Source organism: Streptomyces sp. NPDC051563 (genome assembly GCF_044454225.1).
Lineage (GTDB): Bacteria > Actinomycetota > Actinomycetes > Streptomycetales > Streptomycetaceae > Streptomyces.
This window is the reverse complement of record NZ_JBITDL010000010.1, coordinates 164525-185073: the sequence shown is the minus strand read 5'-3', so window position 1 is coordinate 185073 and position 20549 is coordinate 164525. Positions and strand designations below refer to the sequence as shown.

The following is a 20549-nucleotide window of genomic DNA, read 5'->3' as shown; positions in this document are numbered from 1 at the left end:
AGGCCCCGCTGCCCGTAGGGGCGGCAGGGCCTGCGGTGGAAACCGGTGGGGCCTTGGAGCGCGTCAGGCGGCCGACGTGCTCGACGACGACGAGGAGGTCGAGGTCGAGGACGAAGAAGCCGAGGACGAAGAAGCCGAGGACGAGGACGACGAAGACGACGCGGCCGGGGTGGACGCCGGCGCCGACGCGGGCTTCGAGGCAGGCGTGCTGCTCGACGAAGAACCGCGGCTGTCGTTCCGGTAGAAACCGGATCCCTTGAAGACGATGCCGACCGCGGAGAACACCTTCTTCAGGCGTCCGTCGCAGCTCGGGCACACGGTCAGTGCGTCATCGGTGAACTTCTGCACGGCCTCAAGGCCCTCACCGCACTCGGTGCACTGGTACTGGTAGGTCGGCACGAATTTCCTCCTGGCACTCTCACTCAATGAGTGCTAACGACGCTCCATGGTGACGTATTCCGGCGGATCAGTCCACCGTCACCGGCACGCGGTGACCCAGACCACGCTCGTTCACACCCGCGGCGGGTGCCGCGGAGGTGGTCTGAGCGGTCTGTGCGGTCGGCTTGGACGAGCTGACGATCCGGCTCGGGGCCTTCGGGGCCAGCTTCGCACGCAGCGCCAGCAGGATCGCCAGGGCGAGCATGGTGGCCACCATCGGCACGAGGAACCCGTACGAGGACCCGTGCGCGTCCGTCAGGCGGCCGGCCAGGGTCACGGCGCCGGCCTGACCGAAGGCGACGCCTCCGGTGAGCCAGGTGAAGGCCTCGGTCCGCGAGGTGGCCGGGATCAGCTTCTCGATCATGGTGTAGCCGGTGATCAGCGCCGGGGCGATGCACAGGCCGACGACCAGGCCGAGCGCGCCCAGCAGGATCATCGAGTTCGCGGCCCACAGCACCGAGGCGGCCGCGGTGAGGCCGATGTAGCCGAGGATCAGGCGGCGGCGCGGGCCGATCTTCCAGGCGATGGCGCCGCAGGCGATGCCGGCGATCATGTTGCCCGCGGCGAAGACGCCGTAGAGCAGACCGTTGGCTCCCGGGTTGCCGATCTCCTCGGAGAAGGCGGCGAGCGAGACCTGCATGCCGCCGAAGACGGCGCCGATGCCGATGAAGGCGACGATCAGGACGCGCAGGCCGTGGAACGACAGGGCCGGTGCGTGCTTCTCACCGTGCGCCGGGCGGGCGACGGGCTTGGGCTGCGTGGCGCGCTGGGCGGCGAAGAGCAGGCCGCCGATCAGGGTCAGCGCGGCCTCGGTGACCAGGCCGGCCGCCGGGTTGATGCCGGTGCACAGCGCGGTGGCGAGCACCGGGCCGACGACGAAGGTGAACTCGTCGGTGACGGACTCGAACGCGGCGGCCGTGGGCAGCAGCGGGGAGCCTTCGAGCTTGGCCGCCCAGCGGGACCGGACCATGGGTCCGACCTGCGGGACGGAGGCACCGGCGGGGACGGCCGCCAGTGCGAGCGCCCAGACGGGCGCACCCAGCAGCGCGAACGCCACCAGGGAGCTGACGGCGGTGGCGTGTACGAGGGCCACCGGGACCAGGACGGCGCTCTGGCCGTGGCGGTCGATGAGCTTGCCCATGACCGGGGCGAACACGGCCATGGAGATACCGGTGAAGGCGGCGACGATGCCGGCGCTTCCGTAGGAACCGGTGGTGTGCTGGACGAGCAGCAGGATGCTGATCGTCAGCATGCCGAAGGGGAGTCGCGCGGCGAATCCCGGGAGAACGAAGCCGAGGGCGCCGGGCGTGCGCAGGAGCTGCCCGTAGCCGGGTCGGGTGGACGTGGCGGACTTGTCGGTCGTGACCGCGGATGTCACGGCCTGGCCTTTCCGCTGCCTGGTAGAACTCCCCGTCTGCGGACGATGCGGCGCCTTGTGAGCGAATCGCACCCGTACATGTGGGAGCCCCGAGAGCTGTCCTCTTGCGCCGAACCGAGTGATACCTGGGCGCCCACTGCGGGAGGGTGCCACGGCCGCTTTGCGGTCGCGCCAGCTCTGCGTCAGGCAGAGTTGGTTCGATGTGTTGTTCCTTAATCGTACAGGCAGATCGGCCGATACGCCCTGTGATTCGGGCTACAGGGCGTGTCTTCACCTGCGATTAACTGGAACTTCGCATTCAAGCCCCGCCTAAACGGGGGTGAATCCAGACATAGAGCATCGAAAATGTTGAATTAGAGCGCCGCTCTAACCCGTGCCGGAGCGCTTTCCGGAGCCCTTCCCGGCGCCCTTGGCCCGGGCCTTCCCGCCTGCGGCTCCTCCTGCGCCCTCCTCCCCGCCGGTCCCCAGCCAGCCCGCCAGCTTGCCGCCCCGGGCCACCGCCCGAAGCCGCGCCTCCGCCGCGTCCCGCACCGGGTCCGTGGCCACCACCAGCAGCTCGTCCCCGCGCCGCAGCACGGTCGACGGCGCAGGTACGAAGCTGCGCGCATCCCTCACGACCAGCGTGACGGAAGCCCCCGGCGGCAGCCGCAGCTCGCTCACCTCGACCCCGTGCATCCGTGAGGCGGGCGGGATCGCGAAGGACAGCAGATGCCCGCGCAGCTTCTCCAGCGGCGCCGACTCGATTCCCAGGTCGGAGGCTGTCTCGTCGCTGTTGCCCAGCTTCAGCTTGCGCGCGAGCCACGGCAGGGTCGGGCCCTGGACCAGGGTGTAGACGACGACCAGGACGAAGACGATGTTGAAGACCCGCTCGCTGCCCTCGATCCCGGACACCATGGGAATGGTCGCCAGGATGATGGGCACGGCCCCGCGCAGGCCCGCCCAGGACATGAGCGCCTGCTCCTGCCAGGGCAGCCGGAAGGGCAGCAGGGAGACGAAGACCTCCAGCGGCCGGGCCACCATCGTCAGCACCAGCCCGATGATCACCGCCGGCCAGAAGTCGTGGACCAGCTCGTGCGGGGTGACCAGCAGGCCGAGCAGGACGAACATGCCGATCTGGGCGATCCAGCCGAGCCCGTCCGCGAAGCCCCGGGTGGCCGGCCAGTGGGGGAGCTTGGCGTTCCCGAGCACCATCGCCGCCAGGTACACCGCGAGGAAGCCGGAGCCGTGCGCCATCGCGCCGGCCGCGTAGGCGGTGATCGCGATCGCCATCACCGCGATCGGGTAGAGGCCCGAGGCGGGCAGCGCCACGTGCCGCAGCCCGTAGGAGCCCAGGAAGCCCACGGTGAGGCCGATGGCGACGCCGATCGCCAGCTCCAGCGCGATCTTGCCTATGAGGACGTACCACTGGTCGACCGGTCCGACGGTGGCGAAGGCCACGACCAGGATGACGACGGGGGCGTCGTTGAAGCCGGACTCGGCCTCCAGCACACCCGTGATCCGGGAGGGGAGCGGGACCTTGCGCAGGACCGAGAAGACGGCCGCCGCGTCGGTCGAGGAGACGACCGCACCGATCAGCAGGGCTTGCCGCCATTCGAGTCCGACCAGGTAGTGCGCGCCCGCCGCGGTCACGCTCACGCTGACGGCGACGCCGACCAGCGACAGCACGATCGCGGCCGGCAGGGCCGGCTTGATCTCTTTCCACTTCGTGCCCAGACCGCCCTCGGCGAGGATCACCACGAGCGCGGCATAGCCGATCACCTGGGTCAGCTCGGCGTTGTCGAACACGACGTTGCCGATGCCGTCCTGGCCTATGGCGATGCCTATGCCGAGGTAAATGAGCAGGCTGGGGAGTCCGCTGCGCGAAGAGACGCGCACCGCCGCCACGGCGACGAGCAGTACGAGCGAGCAGACCAGCAGGAGCTCATTGAGCGTGTGGACAGTCAGCGGGCGGCCCTTTCCTCGACGTGCCTGACGATGACGGAACGGGGGACGTCGGACTGACGGATCGTTCCGGCACGGGCACGGACGGCAAGTACTTCGTTACCTTACCTAATCTTTGACGCGCCCTTTACTCGATAGCCACATTGTGAAACGCCTGAGGGCCTCTGTCCTCATGACCTGTCGTCATGAGCTCGACCCCTGGCGGATCAACGCACCCGGTCCTGCGCCTATGGTTGCTCCCAGCACTCCCAGGACCACCCTGCCCCTCTAAGGACAGCGATGCCCGCCAACGAAACCGCCCCTTCCGTCAAGAAGAAGGGACGACGCGCCCGTCTGATCGTGCTCGTCCTGGTGCTGGCGCTCTTCGCTGGCCTCGGCTACGGGGCGTACTGGAGCGTGGACAGCGTGCGGGCCTCGTTCCCGCAGACCACCGGCTCCCTCAAGGTGCCCGGCCTGGCCGGGACCGTCGACGTCAAGCGCGATGCCAACGGAATCCCCCAGCTGTACGCCGACTCCGACGAGGACCTCTTCCGCGCGCAGGGCTTCGTGCACGCGCAGGACCGGTTCTGGGAGATGGACGTCCGCCGCCACATGACCTCCGGGCGGCTCTCGGAGATGTTCGGCTCCGGCCAGGTCGAGACGGACGCCTTCCTGCGCACCCTCGGCTGGCGCCAGGTCGCGCAGCAGGAGTACGACACCAAGCTGTCGGCCGAGACCAAGAAGTACCTGCAGGCCTACGCCGACGGGGTCAACGCGTACCTGAAGGGGAAGTCCGGCAAGGACCTCTCCGTCGAGCACGCCGCCCTCAAGCTCAGCGACGACTACGCGCCCGAGCAGTGGACCCCGGTGGACTCGGTGGCCTGGCTCAAGGCGATGGCCTGGGACCTGCGCGGCAACATGCAGGACGAGATCGACCGCGCGCTGATGACGGGCAAGCTCTCGCAGGCGCAGATCGACGACCTCTACCCGCCGTACCCCTTCGACCGGAACCGTCCGATCGTCGAGGGCGGCACCGTCAAGGGCGGCAAGTACGCCCCCGCGGCCGGACCCGGCTCCGGCAGCCCCGTGAGCTCCGGCGGCCAGGGCTCCACGACCGGCTCGCAGGCGTCCACCCAGACCGTCGGCGAGACCGGGCTGGCCGGCAACGCCACCGCCCAGGGCGCCACCGTCGGCCTGCGCACGCAGCTCGGCGCGCTGGCCAAGACCCTCGACGAGATCCCCGCGATCCTCGGCCCGGCCGGCAGCGGCATCGGATCGAACTCCTGGGTCGTCGCCGGCAAGTACACGACCACCGGGAAGCCGCTCCTCGCGAACGACCCGCACCTCTCCCCGCAGCTGCCCTCGGTCTGGTACCAGATGGGCCTGCACTGCCGGGCGGTCTCGTCCTCGTGCCAGTACGACGTGGCCGGCTACACCTTCTCCGGCATGCCGGGCGTGGTCATCGGCCACAACGCCGACATCGCCTGGGGCATGACCAACCTCGGCGCCGACGTCACCGACCTCTACCTGGAGCAGGTCAAGCCCGAGGGCTACGTCTACGACGGCAAGACGCTCCCCTTCACCACCCGCGAAGAGGTCATCAAGATCGCCGGCGGCGGTGAGAAGAAGATCACCGTCCGGTCCACCAACAACGGCCCGCTGATCTCCGACCGCAGCGACGAGATCACCACGGTCGGCGCCCGCGCCCCCGTGAGCAGCGCCGCCCCCGACCGCGGCAACGGCTACGGAGTCTCCCTGCGCTGGACCGCGCTGGACCCGGGCAAGTCGATGGAAGCCGTCTTCAAGCTCAACCGGGCCAAGAACTTCCAGGACTTCCGCATCGCGGCCCGCGACTTCGAGGTCCCCTCGCAGAACCTGATCTACGCCGACAACAAGGGCCCCAACGGCAACATCGGCTACCAGGCCCCCGGCCGCATCCCGATGCGCACCACCGGCGACGGCAAGATGCCCGCCCCCGGCTGGGACTCCAAGTACGCCTGGAAGGGCGGCAAGGACGGCAACGCCGGCTACGTCCCGCAGGACGAGATGCCCTGGGTGTACAACCCCGAGCGCGGCTTCATCGTGACCGCCAACCAGGCCGTCACCGAGACCGGCCAGGGCAAGTACCCGTACGTCCTGACCACCGACTGGGTCTACGGCGCCCGCAGTCAGCGGATCAACGACCTCATCGAGGCGAAGATCAAGGACAGCGGGAAGATCTCCACCGACGACATGCGCACCATGCAGATGGACAACAGCAGCGAGATCGCAGCGCTGCTGACCCCGATGCTGGCGAAGATCGACGTCTCGGACCCGGACGTCCGCTCCGCGCAGAAGCTGCTGGACGGCTGGAACTACACGCAGGAGCCCGACTCGGCGGCCGCCGCGTACTTCAACGCGGTCTGGCGCAACATCCTCAAGCTGGCCTTCGGCGACAAGATGCCCAAGGAGCTGCGGGTCGAGGGCAGCTGCATGAACGTCCCCGAGTCGACCACCGGCCCCGCCGACGACCTCGTCAAGATGGTCCGCGAATGCGGCGAGCGCGGCTCCGACTCGGCGCAGCCGGACGGCGGGGACCGCTGGTTCGAGGTGGTCCGCCGCCTGGTCAAGGACGAGAACTCGGCCTGGTGGCAGTCGCCCGCCGTCGGCCGCACCGTGGCCGCCACCACCAGCCGCGACCAGCTCTTCGCCCGGGCCATGAAGGACGCCCGCTGGGAGCTGACCGCCAAGCTCGGCAAGGACCAGTCGACCTGGAGCTGGGGCCGCATGCACCAGCTGATGCTGAAGAACCAGACGATCGGCACCGAGGGCCCCGGCTACCTCCAGTGGCTCCTCAACCGCGGCCCCTGGAACCTGGGCGGCGGCGAGGCCACCGTCAACGCGACCGGCTGGAACGCCTCCAGCGGCTACGGGGTCACCTGGGTGCCGTCGATGCGGATGGTCGTGAACCTCGCCGACTTCGACAAGTCCCGCTGGATCAACCTGACGGGCGCCTCGGGGCACGCGTACCACGACCACTACACGGACCAGACGTCCCTGTGGGCCAAGGGCGAACTGCTGGACTGGGCCTTCGGGAAGGACGCCGTGGAGAAGGCCACCGTCGACACCCTGACCCTCCAGCCCGAGGGTTCGTGACCGCGGGGCCCAGGAGCGGGGCCTAAGAGCTGAAGCGGAGCACCCCCGACGGGGTGGCCACCGCCCGGACGGGGTGGTCGTGCGGTTCCTCCGGGACCCGCGCGACCACCTCGTCGTCGTAGAGCAGCACGATGAGCGCGGGATGCGCCCCGGCGCGCTCCAGCCGCTCCAGCACCCGGTCGTACGAGCCGCCGCCCCGGCCGAGCCGCATCCCCCGCCGGTCCACGGCCAGTCCGGGCAGCAGCACGGCGTCGGCCCCGGTCACCGCGTCCGGTCCGAGCCGGGGACCGGCGGGCTCCAGGAGCCGCATCTTCCCCGGATGCGCGGCCTCGGCCAGGCTGCCGGGGCCTTCGTACGCCGCCCAGTCGAGGTCGTTGTCGGGCAGCAGGACGGGCAGCAGCACGCGGATGCCGGCCGCCCGCAGGGCGTCGAGCAGCTCGCGGGTGCCGGGCTCCGAGCCGATGGAGACGTAGGCGGCCACGGTGCGGGCGGAGCCGAGTTCGGGGAGGTGCAGGGCGGAGCGGGCGAGGGCGCCGGCCGCCTTGCGCAGGGCGTCGGCGGACAAGGCGCGGCGGGCCGCGAGGAGTTCCCGGCGCAGGTCCGCCTTGGCCCTCGGAGGCTGGTTCTCTGTCACGGTTGGCTCGTATCGCTTTCTATCGGGGTAAACCTGATCATGTTCATCTGAAGCACACGTGGCCCACAGCACGAGCGACTATCGTTCCGCTCATGACTCAGTTGCACCCCGTGATCAAAAAGGCCGTCATCCCGGCCGCGGGCCTCGGCACTCGGTTCCTTCCCGCAACCAAGGCGACACCCAAGGAAATGCTTCCTGTGGTGGACAAGCCGGCCATCCAGTACGTAGTCGAGGAGGCCGTGTCGGCCGGCCTCGACGACATTCTCATGATCACGGGCCGTAACAAGCGGGCTCTCGAAGACCACTTCGACCGCAACTACGAGCTGGAGTCGGCGCTCATCGCCAAGGGCGACGACGACCGGCTCAAGAAGGTCCAGGAGTCCAGCGACCTGGCCACCATGCACTACGTCCGCCAGGGCGACCCCCGGGGCCTGGGCCACGCCGTGCTGTGCGCGGAGCCGCACGTCGGCGACGAGCCCTTCGCCGTCCTCCTCGGCGACGACCTCATCGACCCCCGCGATCCGCTGCTGCGCCGCATGACCGAGATCCAGCAGAGCGCGGGCGGCACCGTCGTCGCGCTCATGGAGGTCGACCCCTCCCAGGTGCACCTGTACGGCTGCGCCGCGGTCGAGCCCACCGACGAGGCGGACGTGGTCCGCATCACCGGTCTCGTGGAGAAGCCGGACGCCGCTGACGCGCCCAGCAATTACGCGGTCATCGGACGATACGTACTCGATCCGGCGATCTTCGGCATACTGCGGGAGACCGAGCCGGGCCGCGGCGGTGAGATCCAGCTGACCGACGCCCTGCAGAAGCTGGCCGCCGACGAGACCGTCGGAGGCCCGGTGCACGGCGTGGTCTTCCGGGGCCGCCGCTACGACACCGGGGACCGCGGGGACTACCTGCGGGCCATCGTCCGACTCGCGTGCGAGCGTGAGGACCTGGGCCCGGAGTTCCGCACCTGGCTTCACCATTACGTCACGGAGGAGATGTAGGACCTTGAGCAAGCCCGACGCACCGCAGGACAGTCACTCCCAGCGCCTCTGGTCGGTGGACGAGCACCTGGCCGACGTCCTCGGTACGGTCCGGCCGCTGGAGCCCATCGAGCTCCAGCTGCTGGACGCCCAGGGCTGCGTCCTCGTCGAGGACGTCACCGTGCCCGTCGCCCTGCCGCCCTTCGACAACAGCTCGATGGACGGCTATGCCGTCCGGACCGCCGATGTCCAGGGCGCCAGCGAGGAGTTCCCCGCGGTGCTGACGGTCATCGGGGACGTGGCGGCCGGCAGCGGCGAGCTGCCGACCGTGGGCCCCGGCCAGGCCGCCCGCATCATGACCGGCGCCCCGCTGCCCCCCGGCGCGGAAGCCGTCGTACCGGTCGAGTGGACCGACGGCGGCACCGGCGGCGGCGCCGCCTCCGGGATGACCCCCGCCAGCGAGGCGCCCGAGGGCGCCGCGGGCGAGGTACGGGTCCACCGCGCCGCCGAGGCGCGGGCGCACGTCCGCTCGCGCGGCAGCGACGTACAGGCCGGAGACCTGGCGCTCGCCGCGGGCACGGTCCTCGGGCCGCCGCAGATCGCCCTGCTGGCCGCCATCGGGCGCGGCACCGTCCGGGTGCGTCCGCGCCCGCGCGTGGTCGTCCTGTCCACCGGCAGTGAACTGGTCCAGCCCGGCGAAGCCCTGGCGCCCGGCACGATCTACGACTCCAACAGCTTCGCCCTGGCCGCCGCCGCACGGGACGCCGGAGCCATCGCCTACCGGGTCGGAGCCGTCGCCGACGACGCCGACACCCTGCGCTCCACCATCGAGGACCAGCTCATCCGGGCCGACCTGCTCGTCACCACGGGCGGGGTCAGCGTCGGCGCGTACGACGTGGTCAAGGAGGCCCTCACCGCCGTCGCCACCGGCGATGACGACGTGGACGGCGCGGGCATCGACTTCCGCAAGCTGGCCATGCAGCCCGGCAAGCCGCAGGGCTTCGGCACCATCGGCCCCGACCACACCCCGCTGCTGGCCCTGCCCGGCAACCCGGTCTCCTCCTACGTCTCCTTCGAGCTGTTCGTGCGCCCCGCGATCCGCGCCCTCATGGGCCTGCCCGCCTCCGAGGTCAGCCGGCCGAGCGTGCGCGCGGTGCTGGAGGCGGACAAGGCGATCGGCTCCCCGGCGGGCCGCCGGCAGTTCCTGCGCGGCAAGTACGACGCGGTCGGCGGCACGGTCAGCCCGGTCGGCGGAGCGGGCTCGCACCTGATCGCCGCACTGGCGCACGCCGACTCGCTGATGGTCGTACCGGAGGACGTGACCTCGGTGGAGCCCGGGGCCGAGCTGGAAGTGATCCTGCTCGGCTGAGGCCCCGCGGATGCGGGTAGCGTGTTGCACCACACAGGCCCTTGCGGGGCCCGGACGGGAGCGGCACGCAGACATGGCAGCGACTTCCCGGGGAGAAACCCCCGGACCCCCTCAGCAGAGCAGCGCCGACGGCGCCGCCGGCACCAGGCTGACGCACATCGACGAGGCCGGCGCGGCCCGGATGGTCGACGTCTCGGCGAAGGACGTCACCACCCGGACGGCGCGGGCCAGCGGGCGCGTGCTCGTCTCCCCCCGGGTCATCGAACTGCTGCGGGGCGAGGGCGTGCCCAAGGGCGACGCCCTCGCCACCGCGCGGATCGCCGGGATCATGGGGGCGAAGAAGACCCCCGACCTGATCCCGCTGTGCCACCCGCTGGCCGTCTCCGGGGTCAAGGTGGACCTGAAGGTCACCGACGACGCCGTCGAGATCCTCGCCACCGTCAAGACCACCGACCGCACGGGCGTCGAGATGGAGGCGCTGACCGCCGTCGCGGTCGCCGGGCTCACCGTCATCGACATGGTCAAGGCCGTCGACAAGGGCGCGGTCATCACCGACGTGCGGGTCGAGGAGAAGACGGGCGGCAAGTCCGGCGACTGGGCGCGCTCGTGAACGCCCCGCGCGGCGGTGAGGTCCACAGCCACGCCCATGCGCCCGAGGCGCAGCCGATGGCGCCCGCGACCCCCGCACTGCGCGCGCTGGTCGTCACGGCCTCCAACCGGGCCTCGCAGGGCGTGTACGCGGACAAGGGCGGCCCGGTGCTCGCCGAGGGCCTGCGCGCGCTCGGCTTCGCGGTGGACGGCCCGCGCGTGGTCCCCGACGGGGATCCTGTGGAGGCGGCCCTGCGCGAGGGCGTGGCCGCCGGGTACGACGTCATCCTGACCACCGGCGGCACCGGCATCTCGCCGACCGACCGGACCCCCGACGCCACCGCGCGGATCCTGGACTACGAGATCCCGGGCATCCCGCAGGCGATCCGCGCCGAGTCGTTGGCGAAGGTGCCCACCGCGGCCCTGTCCCGGGGCCTGGCGGGCGTGGCCGGACGCACCCTGATCGTGAACCTGCCCGGCTCCACGGGCGGGGTCCGCGACGGGATCGCGGTCCTGTCCCGGGTCCTGCTGCACGCCGTCGACCAGATCCGGGGCGGCGACCACCCCCGCCCCGAGGCCAGACCGCCCGGGAGCACGAGCTGAACGGCCCCACCTGGCCGGTGGTGCTGACGGACGGCGACGTATCGCTCCGGCCGATAAAGCTGCGGGACCAGTCCGCCTGGCGCGAGGTCAACCGCCGCAACCGCGACTGGCTCCGGCCGTGGGAGGCGACGATCCCGCCGCCCGCGCCCTGGGGGCCGGTGATCCAGCGGCCGACGTACCGCCAGATGGTGCGCCACCTGCGGGCGGAGGCTAACGCGGGGCGCATGCTGCCGTTCGTCGTCGAGTACCAGGGCCGCCTGGTGGGCCAGTTGACGGTCGCCGGGATCACCTGGGGCTCGATGTGCGCGGGCCACGTCGGCTACTGGGTGGACCGGGACGTGGCGGGCCGCGGAGTGATGCCGACGGCGGTCGCGCTCGCGGTCGACCACTGCTTCGGCAAGGTCGGGCTGCACCGGATCGAGGTGTGCATCCGCCCGGAGAACGGTCCGAGCCGCCGTGTGGTGGAGAAGCTCGGCTTCCGCGAGGAGGGCTTGCGCCCGCGGTACCTGCACATCGACGGGGCCTGGCGCGACCACCTCGTCTACGCGCTGACCGCGGAGGAGGCCCGGGAGGGTTTGCTGCGCCGCTGGCACCGGGAACACCATCCGCACGGTCCCGCGGCGCCGGGCAAGCCGCCGGAACAATAGAAATCCGATATCTGTTCGAATTTCTTCGCTCAATGACCGATTCGCCCATAACCTGATCCGAAGAATCACAAAAAAAGTCCGTGATATCAGCGAGATCGTGCGACACGCCGTCCCAATTGGCGGATCCGCCCGGCCGCGCCCCTCTACGGTGTGGGGTGTGAGCAGCAGCGGCCTCATCTACGCAGTCATCGTCGGGGCCTGGGCCGCCTACTTGGTGCCCATGTGGCTCCGGAGGCAGGACGAGCTGAACGAAGCCCGTCCGACGGAACGCTTCTCCACCGCCATCCGGCTGCTTTCCGGCCGGGCGGGAATGGAGCGCCGTTACGCCAAGGGGCTGCGTGAGCGCGGTGACGAGGAGGCGGGACCCCAGCCCCCCGCGGACCCGGACGCCGCGACGGAAACGGTGAAATCCGTGGACGCCGCCGACGCCCGGGCCGTCGTCGTGCCCCCGCCCACCCGGTCCGAGCCGCGATCGGCCGCCTCCCAGCGGGCCGACCGCGCGGAGCGGGCCCGCCGCGAGCAGCGCCTCGTCGTCCTGGCCCGCCGCCGGCGCACCACCGCGCTGCTCTTCCTGATCTTCACCCTCGGCGCGGTCGCCGCCGCCGTCGGCGGACTCCAGTACCTCTGGGCCCCGGCCGTCCCCGCCCTGTTGCTGAGCACGTACATCGTGCACCTGCGGGTCCAGGAGCGCCGCCGCTACGAGTTCACCATGGACCGGCGCCGCGCCGAGGCGGCCGCCCGCCACCTCCGCGAGAACCGCCCGCGCCGCCGCGAGTCCGAGGCGTCGGCCGGCTCCGACCCGGACCCCGCGCCACCCGTCTCCCCGCAGGAGGCCGGCCGGCGCGCCCTGGTCGAGCAGACCGACCACGCCGAGTGGGTGGACCAGCAGCGCGAACGCGAGCGCGGCCCCGCCCGCGGTGACAGCTGGGAGCCCGTCCCGGTGCCGCTCCCGACGTACGTGACGGCCCCGGTCGCCCCGCGCGCCACCGGCCCGGCGACCCCGGACCCCTGGAGCGCGACCCGCTCCAGCACGGCCGAGCCGACGGAACCCCGCCTGCGCGCCCAGCCGTCGACCCCGTCGCCCCGCCCCCGCTCGCGCGACGCGGCCCGTACGCCGCTCTTCGACCAGTACGAGGGCGACGAGCGCCCGCGCGCCGCGAACGAGTGATCGATGACCTGCGCGGACGCTCCCCGATACCGGTTTTGGAGCACCCGCGAGGGGATGCTAATGTTTCACACGTCGCAAGGGCCTGTGGCGCAGTCTGGTAGCGCACCTCGTTCGCATCGAGGGGGTCTGGGGTTCAAATCCCCACAGGTCCACAAACGACAGTTCACGGGTTGCTCCCGAGAACGGTGACGAGATCCCGTCCGATCGAAAGATCGGGCGGGATCTTCGTCGTTTCCGGGGTCGGCCGGTCGGGGCGATCGACTGATGTGACCGCCGCGACCGCTCTCGAGTCGGGCCTGCGGCGGGGGTGCTCGTGGGGCTGGTCGGTGATCCCCCGTTTCGTGCTGAACCGGCGTGCCGCGCAGGCCGTGGTGGCCGCGGCACCGGGGGTGGAGGTGGCTCTGCGCGGGGGGTTCCGGCGGGGTGGCGGGCCGGGGGGCCGGGGGGTGGGCGGGGGTGCACCGGCGGGGGCAGGTGTGTGATCGGCGCACCTGGGCAAGGCCGCGGGCTGCGGGACACGGTAGGGGTCCCGTAGAGAGTCGCGGGATGCCGAGGGTGGGGAAGACGTCGTGGGGATGCAGCTCGTTTGGGAAGAACAGGACAGCCACCGGGTGCCGGACAGCGCCCTGGGTGAACTGTGCGCGGAGATCTTCGCGCCGCTGTCGCGCAGTGATCAGCGGAGCAAGGGCGAGATGTACCTGCGCGGTCTGCTGTCCGCCGGGGGCCGGAAGTCGATGCGGAACATCGCGGCCTGTGTGGGGGACCGGGCGGCCGAGCAGAGCCTGCACCACTTCATCTCCTCCTCCACCTGGGACTGGGATCCGGTACGCGCGGCGCTGGCACGGTACCTGGAGCGGTCGATGGGGCCCCGTGCCTGGGTGGTCCACCCGGTGATCATCCCCAAGGCGGGACGCCACTCGGTGGGCGTCGGGCGGCGGTTCGTGCCCAGCCTCGGGCAGGTGGTCAACAGCCAGGAGGCGTACGGGATCTGGGCCGCCGGCGAGGAGACGAGCGCCCCGGTCAACTGGCGGCTCACGCTGTCCGACGACTGGCGCGACGGCCCCCGGCTCGGGCGGCCGGGGCCGGCGGAGCCGAGTCTGGCCGGGACCCCGGTGGAGTGCGTGGCCGGGGCGGCGACGGAGGCGCGGGCCTGGGCCGGCGGCGCGCCGCGCCCGGTCGTGCTCGACCTTCCGGACAGCGATCCGGCGGAGATCGCCCGGCGGTTCGGGGCCGCGGGGCTGCCCTTCGTGGCGGGCGTACGCGGCTCGGCGCGGGTCGCTCCGACGGCCTCGGCCCTGCCGGGCCACGAGGTCCGGGAGCTGCCCGCGCACCAGCTGCTGAGGATGGTACGGACCCTGCGGCGGCCCGTGACCTGGACGGACCCGGATACCGGGGGGACCCGTACGAGCCTGGTGGCGGCCGTTCCGGTGCGGCTGCCGGGCACCCGGCGGAGCCTGCTGCTGCTGGGGGAGTGGAGCGGCCCGGACGGGTGGCCGCAGCACTGCTGGCTCACCGACCTGACCGACATCTCCTGGGGGGCGCTGCTGCGGCTGGCGAAGCTGACGCGCCGCGTCGCCACCGACTTCTCCGCGATCTCCCTGGACGTGGGCATGGTGGACTTCGAGGGCAGGTCCTTCGGCGGCTGGCACCGCCACACGACGCTGGCCTCGGCCGCGCACGCCGTGCAGGCGGTGACCGCCGGGTACCGGCCTCAGCCGGTGGCGCGCCCCGCCTGATCGCGGCGGCCCCGCATCAGCGCCCGCCGGGTGCGCTGCATCTGGAGGGCCAGCTGGACCTCCAGGGCCTGCCGGGGTTCCAGCCAGTCCGGTCCCAGCAGTTCGCTGATGCGCTCCAGCCGGCGGGAGACGGTGTTGGGGTGGACGTGCAGGGCTTCCGCGGCCCGCGTGGGGCTGCCGGCGGAGTCGAAGTACGCCTCCAGGGTGCGGGTCAGCTCGGTGCGCTGCTGGGCGTCGTAGTCCAGCACCGGGCCGATGGTGCTGTTCACGAACCCGTCGGTGTTGGGGTTGTCGGAGAGCAGGAGCCCCAGGAAGCCCAGGTCATGGGGTGACGCGGTGCCGCCGGTGCCGCCCAGCGCCGTCAGGGCGTCCAGGCAGCAACGGGCCTCCTGGTAGGTGCGGCTGATGGCCGACAGTTCCGTGACCGGTCCCGCCGTGCCCACGGTCACCGGGTGGTTGAGGGCCGAGGACAGCTCCTGCGACACGGCCCGGGCCGCGGGCCCCGGGTCGGTTCCGGGGAGCATCAGGATGATGCAGCCCTCGTCGACGCTCTTGAGGCCGGAGAGCTGGTGCGCGTAGGAGGAGGCCCAGATGACCGCCCGGCCCAGGGAGCCGCCTTCGGGGCGGGCGACCACCAGGACATGGGGGCCGTCGAGGTCCACGCCGAGCCGCTGGGCGCGTTCGGCGAGTTTGGCGGTCTGCAGCTCCCCGCCCTTGAGCAGGTCGTTGAACAGGTCGTCGCGGACCTGGCCCTCGGCCGCGGCCGCGCTGCGCTGCATCATCAGCAGGAGGGCGGCGACCTGGGCCACCAGGGCGAGGAGCTGGATCCGGTGGGCCGTGTCGGCCACCTCCTCCTCGGCGCGGGCGTACGGGATCAGGAGGAGCGTGCCGAGCATCTCCTGCCCCGCGACGGCCGGGGCGGTCCAGATGCCGCTCGACGACCGGACGGGCCGGCGCTCGGTGTGGGCGTCGAGGGAGGCGGCGCGGATCTCGCCCTCGTCGAGCTCCGGAAGGTCCCCGGGGGAGTTGAGGTTGCGTCCGGCCTGGTCGCGGATCACCAGGGTGCCGCCGAGCAGGGTGGAGGCCTCGGAGGTCAGGGCGTGCAGGCCGCCGCCGCCCAGCACCAGCTCGACCAGGCGGCTGTGGGTGTCCCGCAGGTGGATGGCGGCTGAGGAGGAACTCATGGCGCGCGAGGTGTTGAGCTCCAGCCCCGCGACCTCGTCCCGGACCCGGTCCAGCAGCCGGGTCTTCTCGATGGCGACCGCGGCGAGGTCGGCCAGCGAGCTCATCAGCGAGATCTCGTCCGGCTCGAAGTGGCGGATGCGCCGGCCCGCGACGTACAGGTTGCCCAGGTCGGACTCCGCGTGCCGCAGCGGGACCGCCATCAGCGCGTGGAGGCCCTCGGCCCGCACCACGTTGTCGATGACGTCGGAGTGGGCGAAGGAGGCGTCCTGGAGGTAGTCGGCCGTCCAGAAGGGCGCGGAGCGCTGCCGCGCCTGCTTGCCGACCCCGCCGGTCACGGGCACACCGAACCCCACGGTGATCGCCGAGGTGTGGCCGTCGGCGGCGCGGACGTAGGACTGCCGCTCCTCGAAGGCGTGGAAGGTCACCCAGGACATGTCGAGGCCCAGCAGCAGCCGGGCCCGCCGGGTGATCACCTTCAGCAGGGTGTCGAGGTTGTAGGGGAGGGTGAGGTCCCGGGCGGTGTCGACCAGGGCGCTCAGCCCCGCTTCGCGCTGCTGGCGTCGGGCGAAGAGCCCGCGGATGCTCAACGAGAGGTCCTTGGCCCGGGTGAGGCGGGCGAGCTCCTCCTCGTGGGCACCGGCCTCGCGGGCCTCGCGCACGATGCGCTCGAACTCCTCGGCGGGTGCCTCGCGGGCCAGCAGTTCGAGCATCTCGGCCATGTCCTGGTGCGGCGTTTTTATCTCCGGCATCCTCTTCGTCCCCCCTCGACGCGCGGCTTGGCGCATAACCCCATGTGAACGTAATGCGGTCGATCCCGCTGTTCAACGAGTCGTTGAAGCCAATAGTGCCAGGTCAGGCGGGTGGAGTGTGGCTGGATCACCACGCCTCGTGAGCGAAGCGGTTACCGCACCACCTTCTGGCCGGGCTCCATCTTGGGTAAACCTTTACTCAGCACCGTGACCAGGTGCCGCAGTTCGGTTGCCGACGAGGGGTCCGATGTTGAAGGTCCAGAGTTTCGAACGCTCGCTCCATCGCAGTCGCATGTCGTTGACGAGAGAGGACAGGCCGGAGGTCTTCTCCATGTGCGGACGCGAGTGGGATCTGCTCGACGAGGTGTTCGCGCCGGTCTTCTCCCCGTCGACCGGGATCGCGCTGGAGTTCCTGGACCTGGACGGGCGGCCGGGGCCCGCGCGCGGCGGGTCCTTCCTGGAGATCGGATGCGGCACCGGGGTCACGGCCGTGATGGCCGCCCTCGCCGGGCACGAGCACGTGGTCGCCTCGGACATCAACCCGCGGGCGGTGGAGAACGCGGCGGTCAACGCCGAACGGCACGGGGTGGACGGGCGGATGAGCGCCGTGCACAGCGACCTGTTCTCCGGCCTGACCGAGGGCGACCGGTTCGACACCATCTTCTGGAGCTCCAACTACGTGCTGGCCCCGGAGTCCTACGAGTACCAGTCGGTCCACGAGCGCGCCTACGTGGACGCCGGCTACCGGGCCCACCGCCGCTACATGGAACAGGTGCTGCGCTGGCTGACCCCGAACGGCTCCGGGCTGCTGCACTTCAGCGACCGGGGCGACGTGCCGGCCCTCCACCGGATCGCCGAGGAGTGCGGCCGGGAGCTGCGCACCCTGCGCACCCACCGGGTCCGCGAGGGCGAGTACGGGGACGACGTGGTCGAGCACATGCTGCTGGAAATCCTGCCCCGCGCGGCGGAGTGACGAGAGACCGACGTGCGCACCCTCCTGATCGACAACTACGACTCGTTCACCTACAACCTCTTCCACCAGATCACCGAGGTCGCCGGCCGGGAGCCCGAGGTGGTCCGCAACGACGATCCGCACTGGTGGACGCGGCGGCTCGCGGAGTTCGACAACGTCATCATCTCTCCGGGCCCCGGTACGCCCCACCGGGCGGCCGACCTGGGGATCTCCCGCGAGATCATCGAGCAGGCCGATCTGCCGCTGCTCGGGATCTGCCTCGGGCACCAGGCGATCGGACTGCTGCACGGCGCCACGGTGGGCCGGGCGCCCGAGCCCCGGCACGGCCGGATCTCCCCGGTCCTGCACGACGGCGAGGGCCTGTTCACCGGCGTGCCCTCGCCCATGGAGGTCGTGCGCTACCACTCGCTCGCGGTGACCGACCTGCCGCCCGAGCTGCAGGCCACGGCGTGGACCCCGGACGGGGTCCTGATGGGGCTGCGGCACCGGGACCGGCCGATGTGGGGACTGCAGTTCCACCCCGAGTCGATCTGCGGTGAGTACGGCGTGGAGCTCCTGCGGAACTTCGCCGAGCTGACCGGGACCCGGCGCGGGACCGGGCACGGGACCCGGCCGGGGGCGTCCGCCGCGCCGGTCCGGGCGGCCGCGCCCGGGCCCGCGCCCGCCGTCCCGGCGGAAGCCGTCCCGGCGGAAGCCGTCCCCGGTGCGCGCCGGCTGCGGGTGCTCGTACAGGAGCTGCCCACCGGCTGGGCCGACGAGACGGCCTACGACACGCTGTTCCGCGGCAATCCGTACGCCTTCTGGCTCGACAGCAGCCGCCCGGACGCCGGAGCGGGCCGCTTCTCGGTGATGGGCGACGCGTGGGGACCCCTGGCACGGGTGGCCCGCGCCGACGTGTGGAGCGGTACGGTCCGCGTGGACTCCGCGGCCGGTACCGAGATCGTCGCGGGCGCCTTCCTGGACTGGATCGACCAGGACCTGCGCGGCACCACCGCGGAGGTCCCCGCGCTGCCCTTCGACTTCGCCCTCGGCTGGACCGGCTACCTGGGTTACGAGCTCAAGGCCGAGTGCGGCGGCGACCTGGCCCACCAGTCGGAGGATCCCGACGCGACGATGGTCTTCGCCGACCGGGCGCTGGTCCTCGACCACCTCACCGGCACCACCCATCTGCTGGCACTGGCGGAGGAGGACGTGCCCGGGTCCTCGACCGCGGCACGGGGCCGGCTGGCCGCCATGGCCGGACGGCTCGCCCGGCTGCCGCAGGGCGAGCCCCTGCCGGCGCCCGCACCCGCGCCCGCGCGACTGGGCGAGATCCGCCTGCGCCACGACCGCGACGCCTATCTGGACCTGATAGCCGAATGCCAGGAGCAGATAGCGGCGGGCGAGACCTACGAGGTCTGCCTCACCAACATGGCGGAGCTGAACGGACGGCTGGACCCCTGGTCCGGATACCTGCGCCTGCGCCGCACCAGCCCGGCACCGTTCGGCGCGCTGCTCCAGTTCGAGGGCCTCGGCGTGCTGAGCTCCTCGCCCGAGCGGTTCCTGCGGATCTCCCGGGACGGCCTGGTCGAATCGAAGCCGATCAAGGGAACCCGCCCGCGCGGGGCCACGGCCGCCGAGGACGCCGAGCTGGTGGCGGACCTGCTGAGCAACGAGAAGGACCGGGCCGAGAACCTGATGATCGTGGACCTGGTCCGCAATGATCTCGGGCGCTGCGCCGAGCCGGGCTCCGTGGAGGCCGACGAGATATTCCGCGTCGAGAGCTACGCCAGCGTCCACCAGCTGGTGAGCACCGTGCGGGCGCGCCTGCGCTCCGACAGCAGCGCCGTGGACTGCGTCCGCGCGGCGTTCCCCGGGGGTTCCATGACCGGGGCGCCCAAGATCCGGACCATGCGGATCATCGACCGGCTCGAAGGAGGACCGCGCGGGGTGTACTCCGGTGCGATCGGGTACTTCTCGCTCTGCGGCGCCGCCGATCTGAGCATCGTGATCCGCACGGCCCTGGTCACCGAGGACCGGGTCCGCTACGGCGTGGGCGGGGCCGTCATCGCGCTCTCCGACCCCGAGGCGGAGTTCGAGGAGACGGCGGTCAAGGCCACCCCGCTGCTGTCGCTGGCCGAGGCCCGCTTCCCGGGCCGGCGGGGGGAGAGGCTCAGGACCTGAGCCTCCAGGAGTCCTGGAGGCGGGCGATGTGCACCGCCTCCAGGGCCCGCGCGACCTCGGGCATCCGGATCCCGAGCCCTTCGAGGGCCTCCAGCGCGCGGCGGCCCTCCTCGTGCGCGCCCAGGAGGGTGTCGCCGCGCAGCTCCCCGTCCAGCGCGGCCGTTTCCAGGACCTTGGGGGAGACCGCCTGGGCGGTGTTCCACCCGATGAGCGCGCTGACGTGCCGGGGCCCCGCGGTGGTCCACAGGAGCCCCGGAGGTGTGGCCCCGGCGGCCTGGAGCACCTTCCACCAGCTGGTGGTGAGCCGCTGCTCCCGTACCCGGTACACCGCGCGCGCGACCGCCAGCGCCGCCGTGTCGCGGGCCCGGGCCGTGCGCGGGGCGGGGCCCGGCAGCGCTGCCAGCCGGGCGTTGACCTCGGCATCGAGCACGCCCACCGGTACCGAGGCCGTGGCCATGATCCCCCGGAGGTCCAGTCCGGCGGCCAGCGCCCGCTCCATGCCGGAGAGGCAGGCGCCCAGGGCCTGCTCGTACCTCTCGGCCGAGAAGACCAGGCAGACCTCCACGCTGATGCCCAGCGCCAGGCAGTCCTCGAGCGCGAGGAGACCGGCCCGGGTCGCCGGAATGCGCGTCAGCAGGTTCGGCCGCCCCACGTCGGCGTGCACCTGGCGGGCCGCGGCCACCAGGGCCTTCGCCGCGTGGGCGGTGTGCGGATCCACCGGTACGGACACCCGGCCGTACCGGCCCGCGCTCGCGACGAAGAGGCCCTGGAGGGTGTCGCAGGACCGGCGGGGGGGGGGGGGGGGGGGGGGGGGGGGGGGGGGGGGGGGGGGGGGGGGGGGGGTGGGGGGGGGGGTGGGGTGGCGAGAACGCCCAACGCCGGGCGCGCG

General features: G+C 72.0%; 16 protein-coding genes and 1 tRNA gene. 11 read left to right on the top strand and 6 right to left on the bottom strand.

Annotation, left to right across the window (positions count from 1 at the left end; genetic code table 11):
* Positions 1–63: 63 nt before the first annotated feature.
* The 3 genes from ACIA8F_RS14435 to ACIA8F_RS14425 form a co-directional block, all read right to left on the bottom strand.
* Complete coding sequence (locus tag ACIA8F_RS14435) at positions 64–399, bottom strand: FmdB family zinc ribbon protein (protein ID WP_399378679.1); 336 nt, start codon at positions 397–399, stop codon at positions 64–66.
* 67 nt (positions 400–466) lie between these two features.
* Positions 467–1816 (bottom strand): MFS transporter, encoded by a 1350-nt coding sequence (locus ACIA8F_RS14430; RefSeq protein WP_399378677.1) that lies wholly within the window; start codon positions 1814–1816, stop codon positions 467–469.
* A 366-nt stretch (positions 1817–2182) separates the two neighbouring features.
* Complete coding sequence (locus ACIA8F_RS14425; protein WP_399378796.1) at positions 2183–3733, bottom strand: potassium/proton antiporter; 1551 nt, start codon at positions 3731–3733, stop codon at positions 2183–2185.
* Between the two features lie 303 nt (positions 3734–4036).
* Between ACIA8F_RS14425 and ACIA8F_RS14420 the strand changes: the two genes are divergently transcribed.
* Entirely contained in the window at positions 4037–6871 is a 2835-nt protein-coding gene (locus tag ACIA8F_RS14420; RefSeq protein ID WP_399378675.1) for a penicillin acylase family protein, read from the top strand.
* Between the two features lie 22 nt (positions 6872–6893).
* On the opposite strand, the gene ACIA8F_RS14415 is transcribed toward ACIA8F_RS14420, so the two are convergent.
* A complete protein-coding gene (locus tag ACIA8F_RS14415) occupies positions 6894–7505 on the bottom strand; it encodes a 5-formyltetrahydrofolate cyclo-ligase (protein WP_399378673.1) in 612 nt (203 codons plus the stop codon).
* Between the two features lie 92 nt (positions 7506–7597).
* Between ACIA8F_RS14415 and galU the strand changes: the two genes are divergently transcribed.
* From galU to ACIA8F_RS14375, 8 genes are all read left to right on the top strand, one after another.
* A complete protein-coding gene (galU, locus tag ACIA8F_RS14410; protein ID WP_274553115.1) occupies positions 7598–8500 on the top strand; it encodes a UTP--glucose-1-phosphate uridylyltransferase GalU in 903 nt (300 codons plus the stop codon).
* 4 nt (positions 8501–8504) lie between these two features.
* Positions 8505–9848, top strand: coding sequence for a gephyrin-like molybdotransferase Glp (glp, locus tag ACIA8F_RS14405; RefSeq protein ID WP_399378671.1), 1344 nt, complete (start codon positions 8505–8507; stop codon positions 9846–9848).
* A 73-nt stretch (positions 9849–9921) separates the two neighbouring features.
* Positions 9922–10458, top strand: coding sequence for a cyclic pyranopterin monophosphate synthase MoaC (gene moaC, locus ACIA8F_RS14400; protein WP_399378669.1), 537 nt, complete (start codon positions 9922–9924; stop codon positions 10456–10458).
* Positions 10459–10514: 56 nt separating this feature from the next.
* The gene (locus ACIA8F_RS14395; RefSeq protein WP_399378795.1) at positions 10515–11039 is read left to right on the top strand and encodes a molybdenum cofactor biosynthesis protein B; all 525 of its coding nucleotides are present in this window, start codon (positions 10515–10517) and stop codon (positions 11037–11039) included.
* 17 nt (positions 11040–11056) lie between these two features.
* Entirely contained in the window at positions 11057–11686 is a 630-nt protein-coding gene (locus tag ACIA8F_RS14390) for a GNAT family N-acetyltransferase (RefSeq protein ID WP_399378667.1), read from the top strand.
* Between the two features lie 157 nt (positions 11687–11843).
* A complete protein-coding gene (locus ACIA8F_RS14385) occupies positions 11844–12854 on the top strand; it encodes a hypothetical protein (protein WP_399378665.1) in 1011 nt (336 codons plus the stop codon).
* Positions 12855–12932: 78 nt separating this feature from the next.
* Positions 12933–13006: transfer RNA gene (locus tag ACIA8F_RS14380), tRNA-Ala, on the top strand.
* Positions 13007–13429: 423 nt separating this feature from the next.
* Positions 13430–14590, top strand: coding sequence for an IS701 family transposase (locus ACIA8F_RS14375; protein WP_399378663.1), 1161 nt, complete (start codon positions 13430–13432; stop codon positions 14588–14590).
* Here the strand turns inward: ACIA8F_RS14375 and ACIA8F_RS14370 are convergent.
* Entirely contained in the window at positions 14566–16524 is a 1959-nt protein-coding gene (locus ACIA8F_RS14370; protein WP_399378661.1) for a helix-turn-helix domain-containing protein, read from the bottom strand. The genes ACIA8F_RS14375 and ACIA8F_RS14370 overlap by 25 nt on opposite strands.
* Positions 16525–16816: 292 nt before the next feature.
* On the opposite strand from ACIA8F_RS14370, the gene ACIA8F_RS14365 reads away from it, so the two are divergent.
* Entirely contained in the window at positions 16817–17497 is a 681-nt protein-coding gene (locus ACIA8F_RS14365) for a methyltransferase domain-containing protein (protein ID WP_399378659.1), read from the top strand.
* Between the two features lie 12 nt (positions 17498–17509).
* On the top strand, positions 17510–19660 hold the full coding sequence (gene pabB, locus ACIA8F_RS14360; RefSeq protein WP_399378658.1) for an aminodeoxychorismate synthase component I: 2151 nt from the start codon (positions 17510–17512) through the stop codon (positions 19658–19660).
* On the opposite strand, the gene ACIA8F_RS14355 is transcribed toward pabB, so the two are convergent.
* Positions 19650–20549 (bottom strand): transaldolase family protein (locus ACIA8F_RS14355; protein WP_399378656.1); only part of this gene is annotated, 900 nt, incomplete at its 5' end. The two genes, pabB and ACIA8F_RS14355, sit on opposite strands and share 11 nt — an antisense overlap.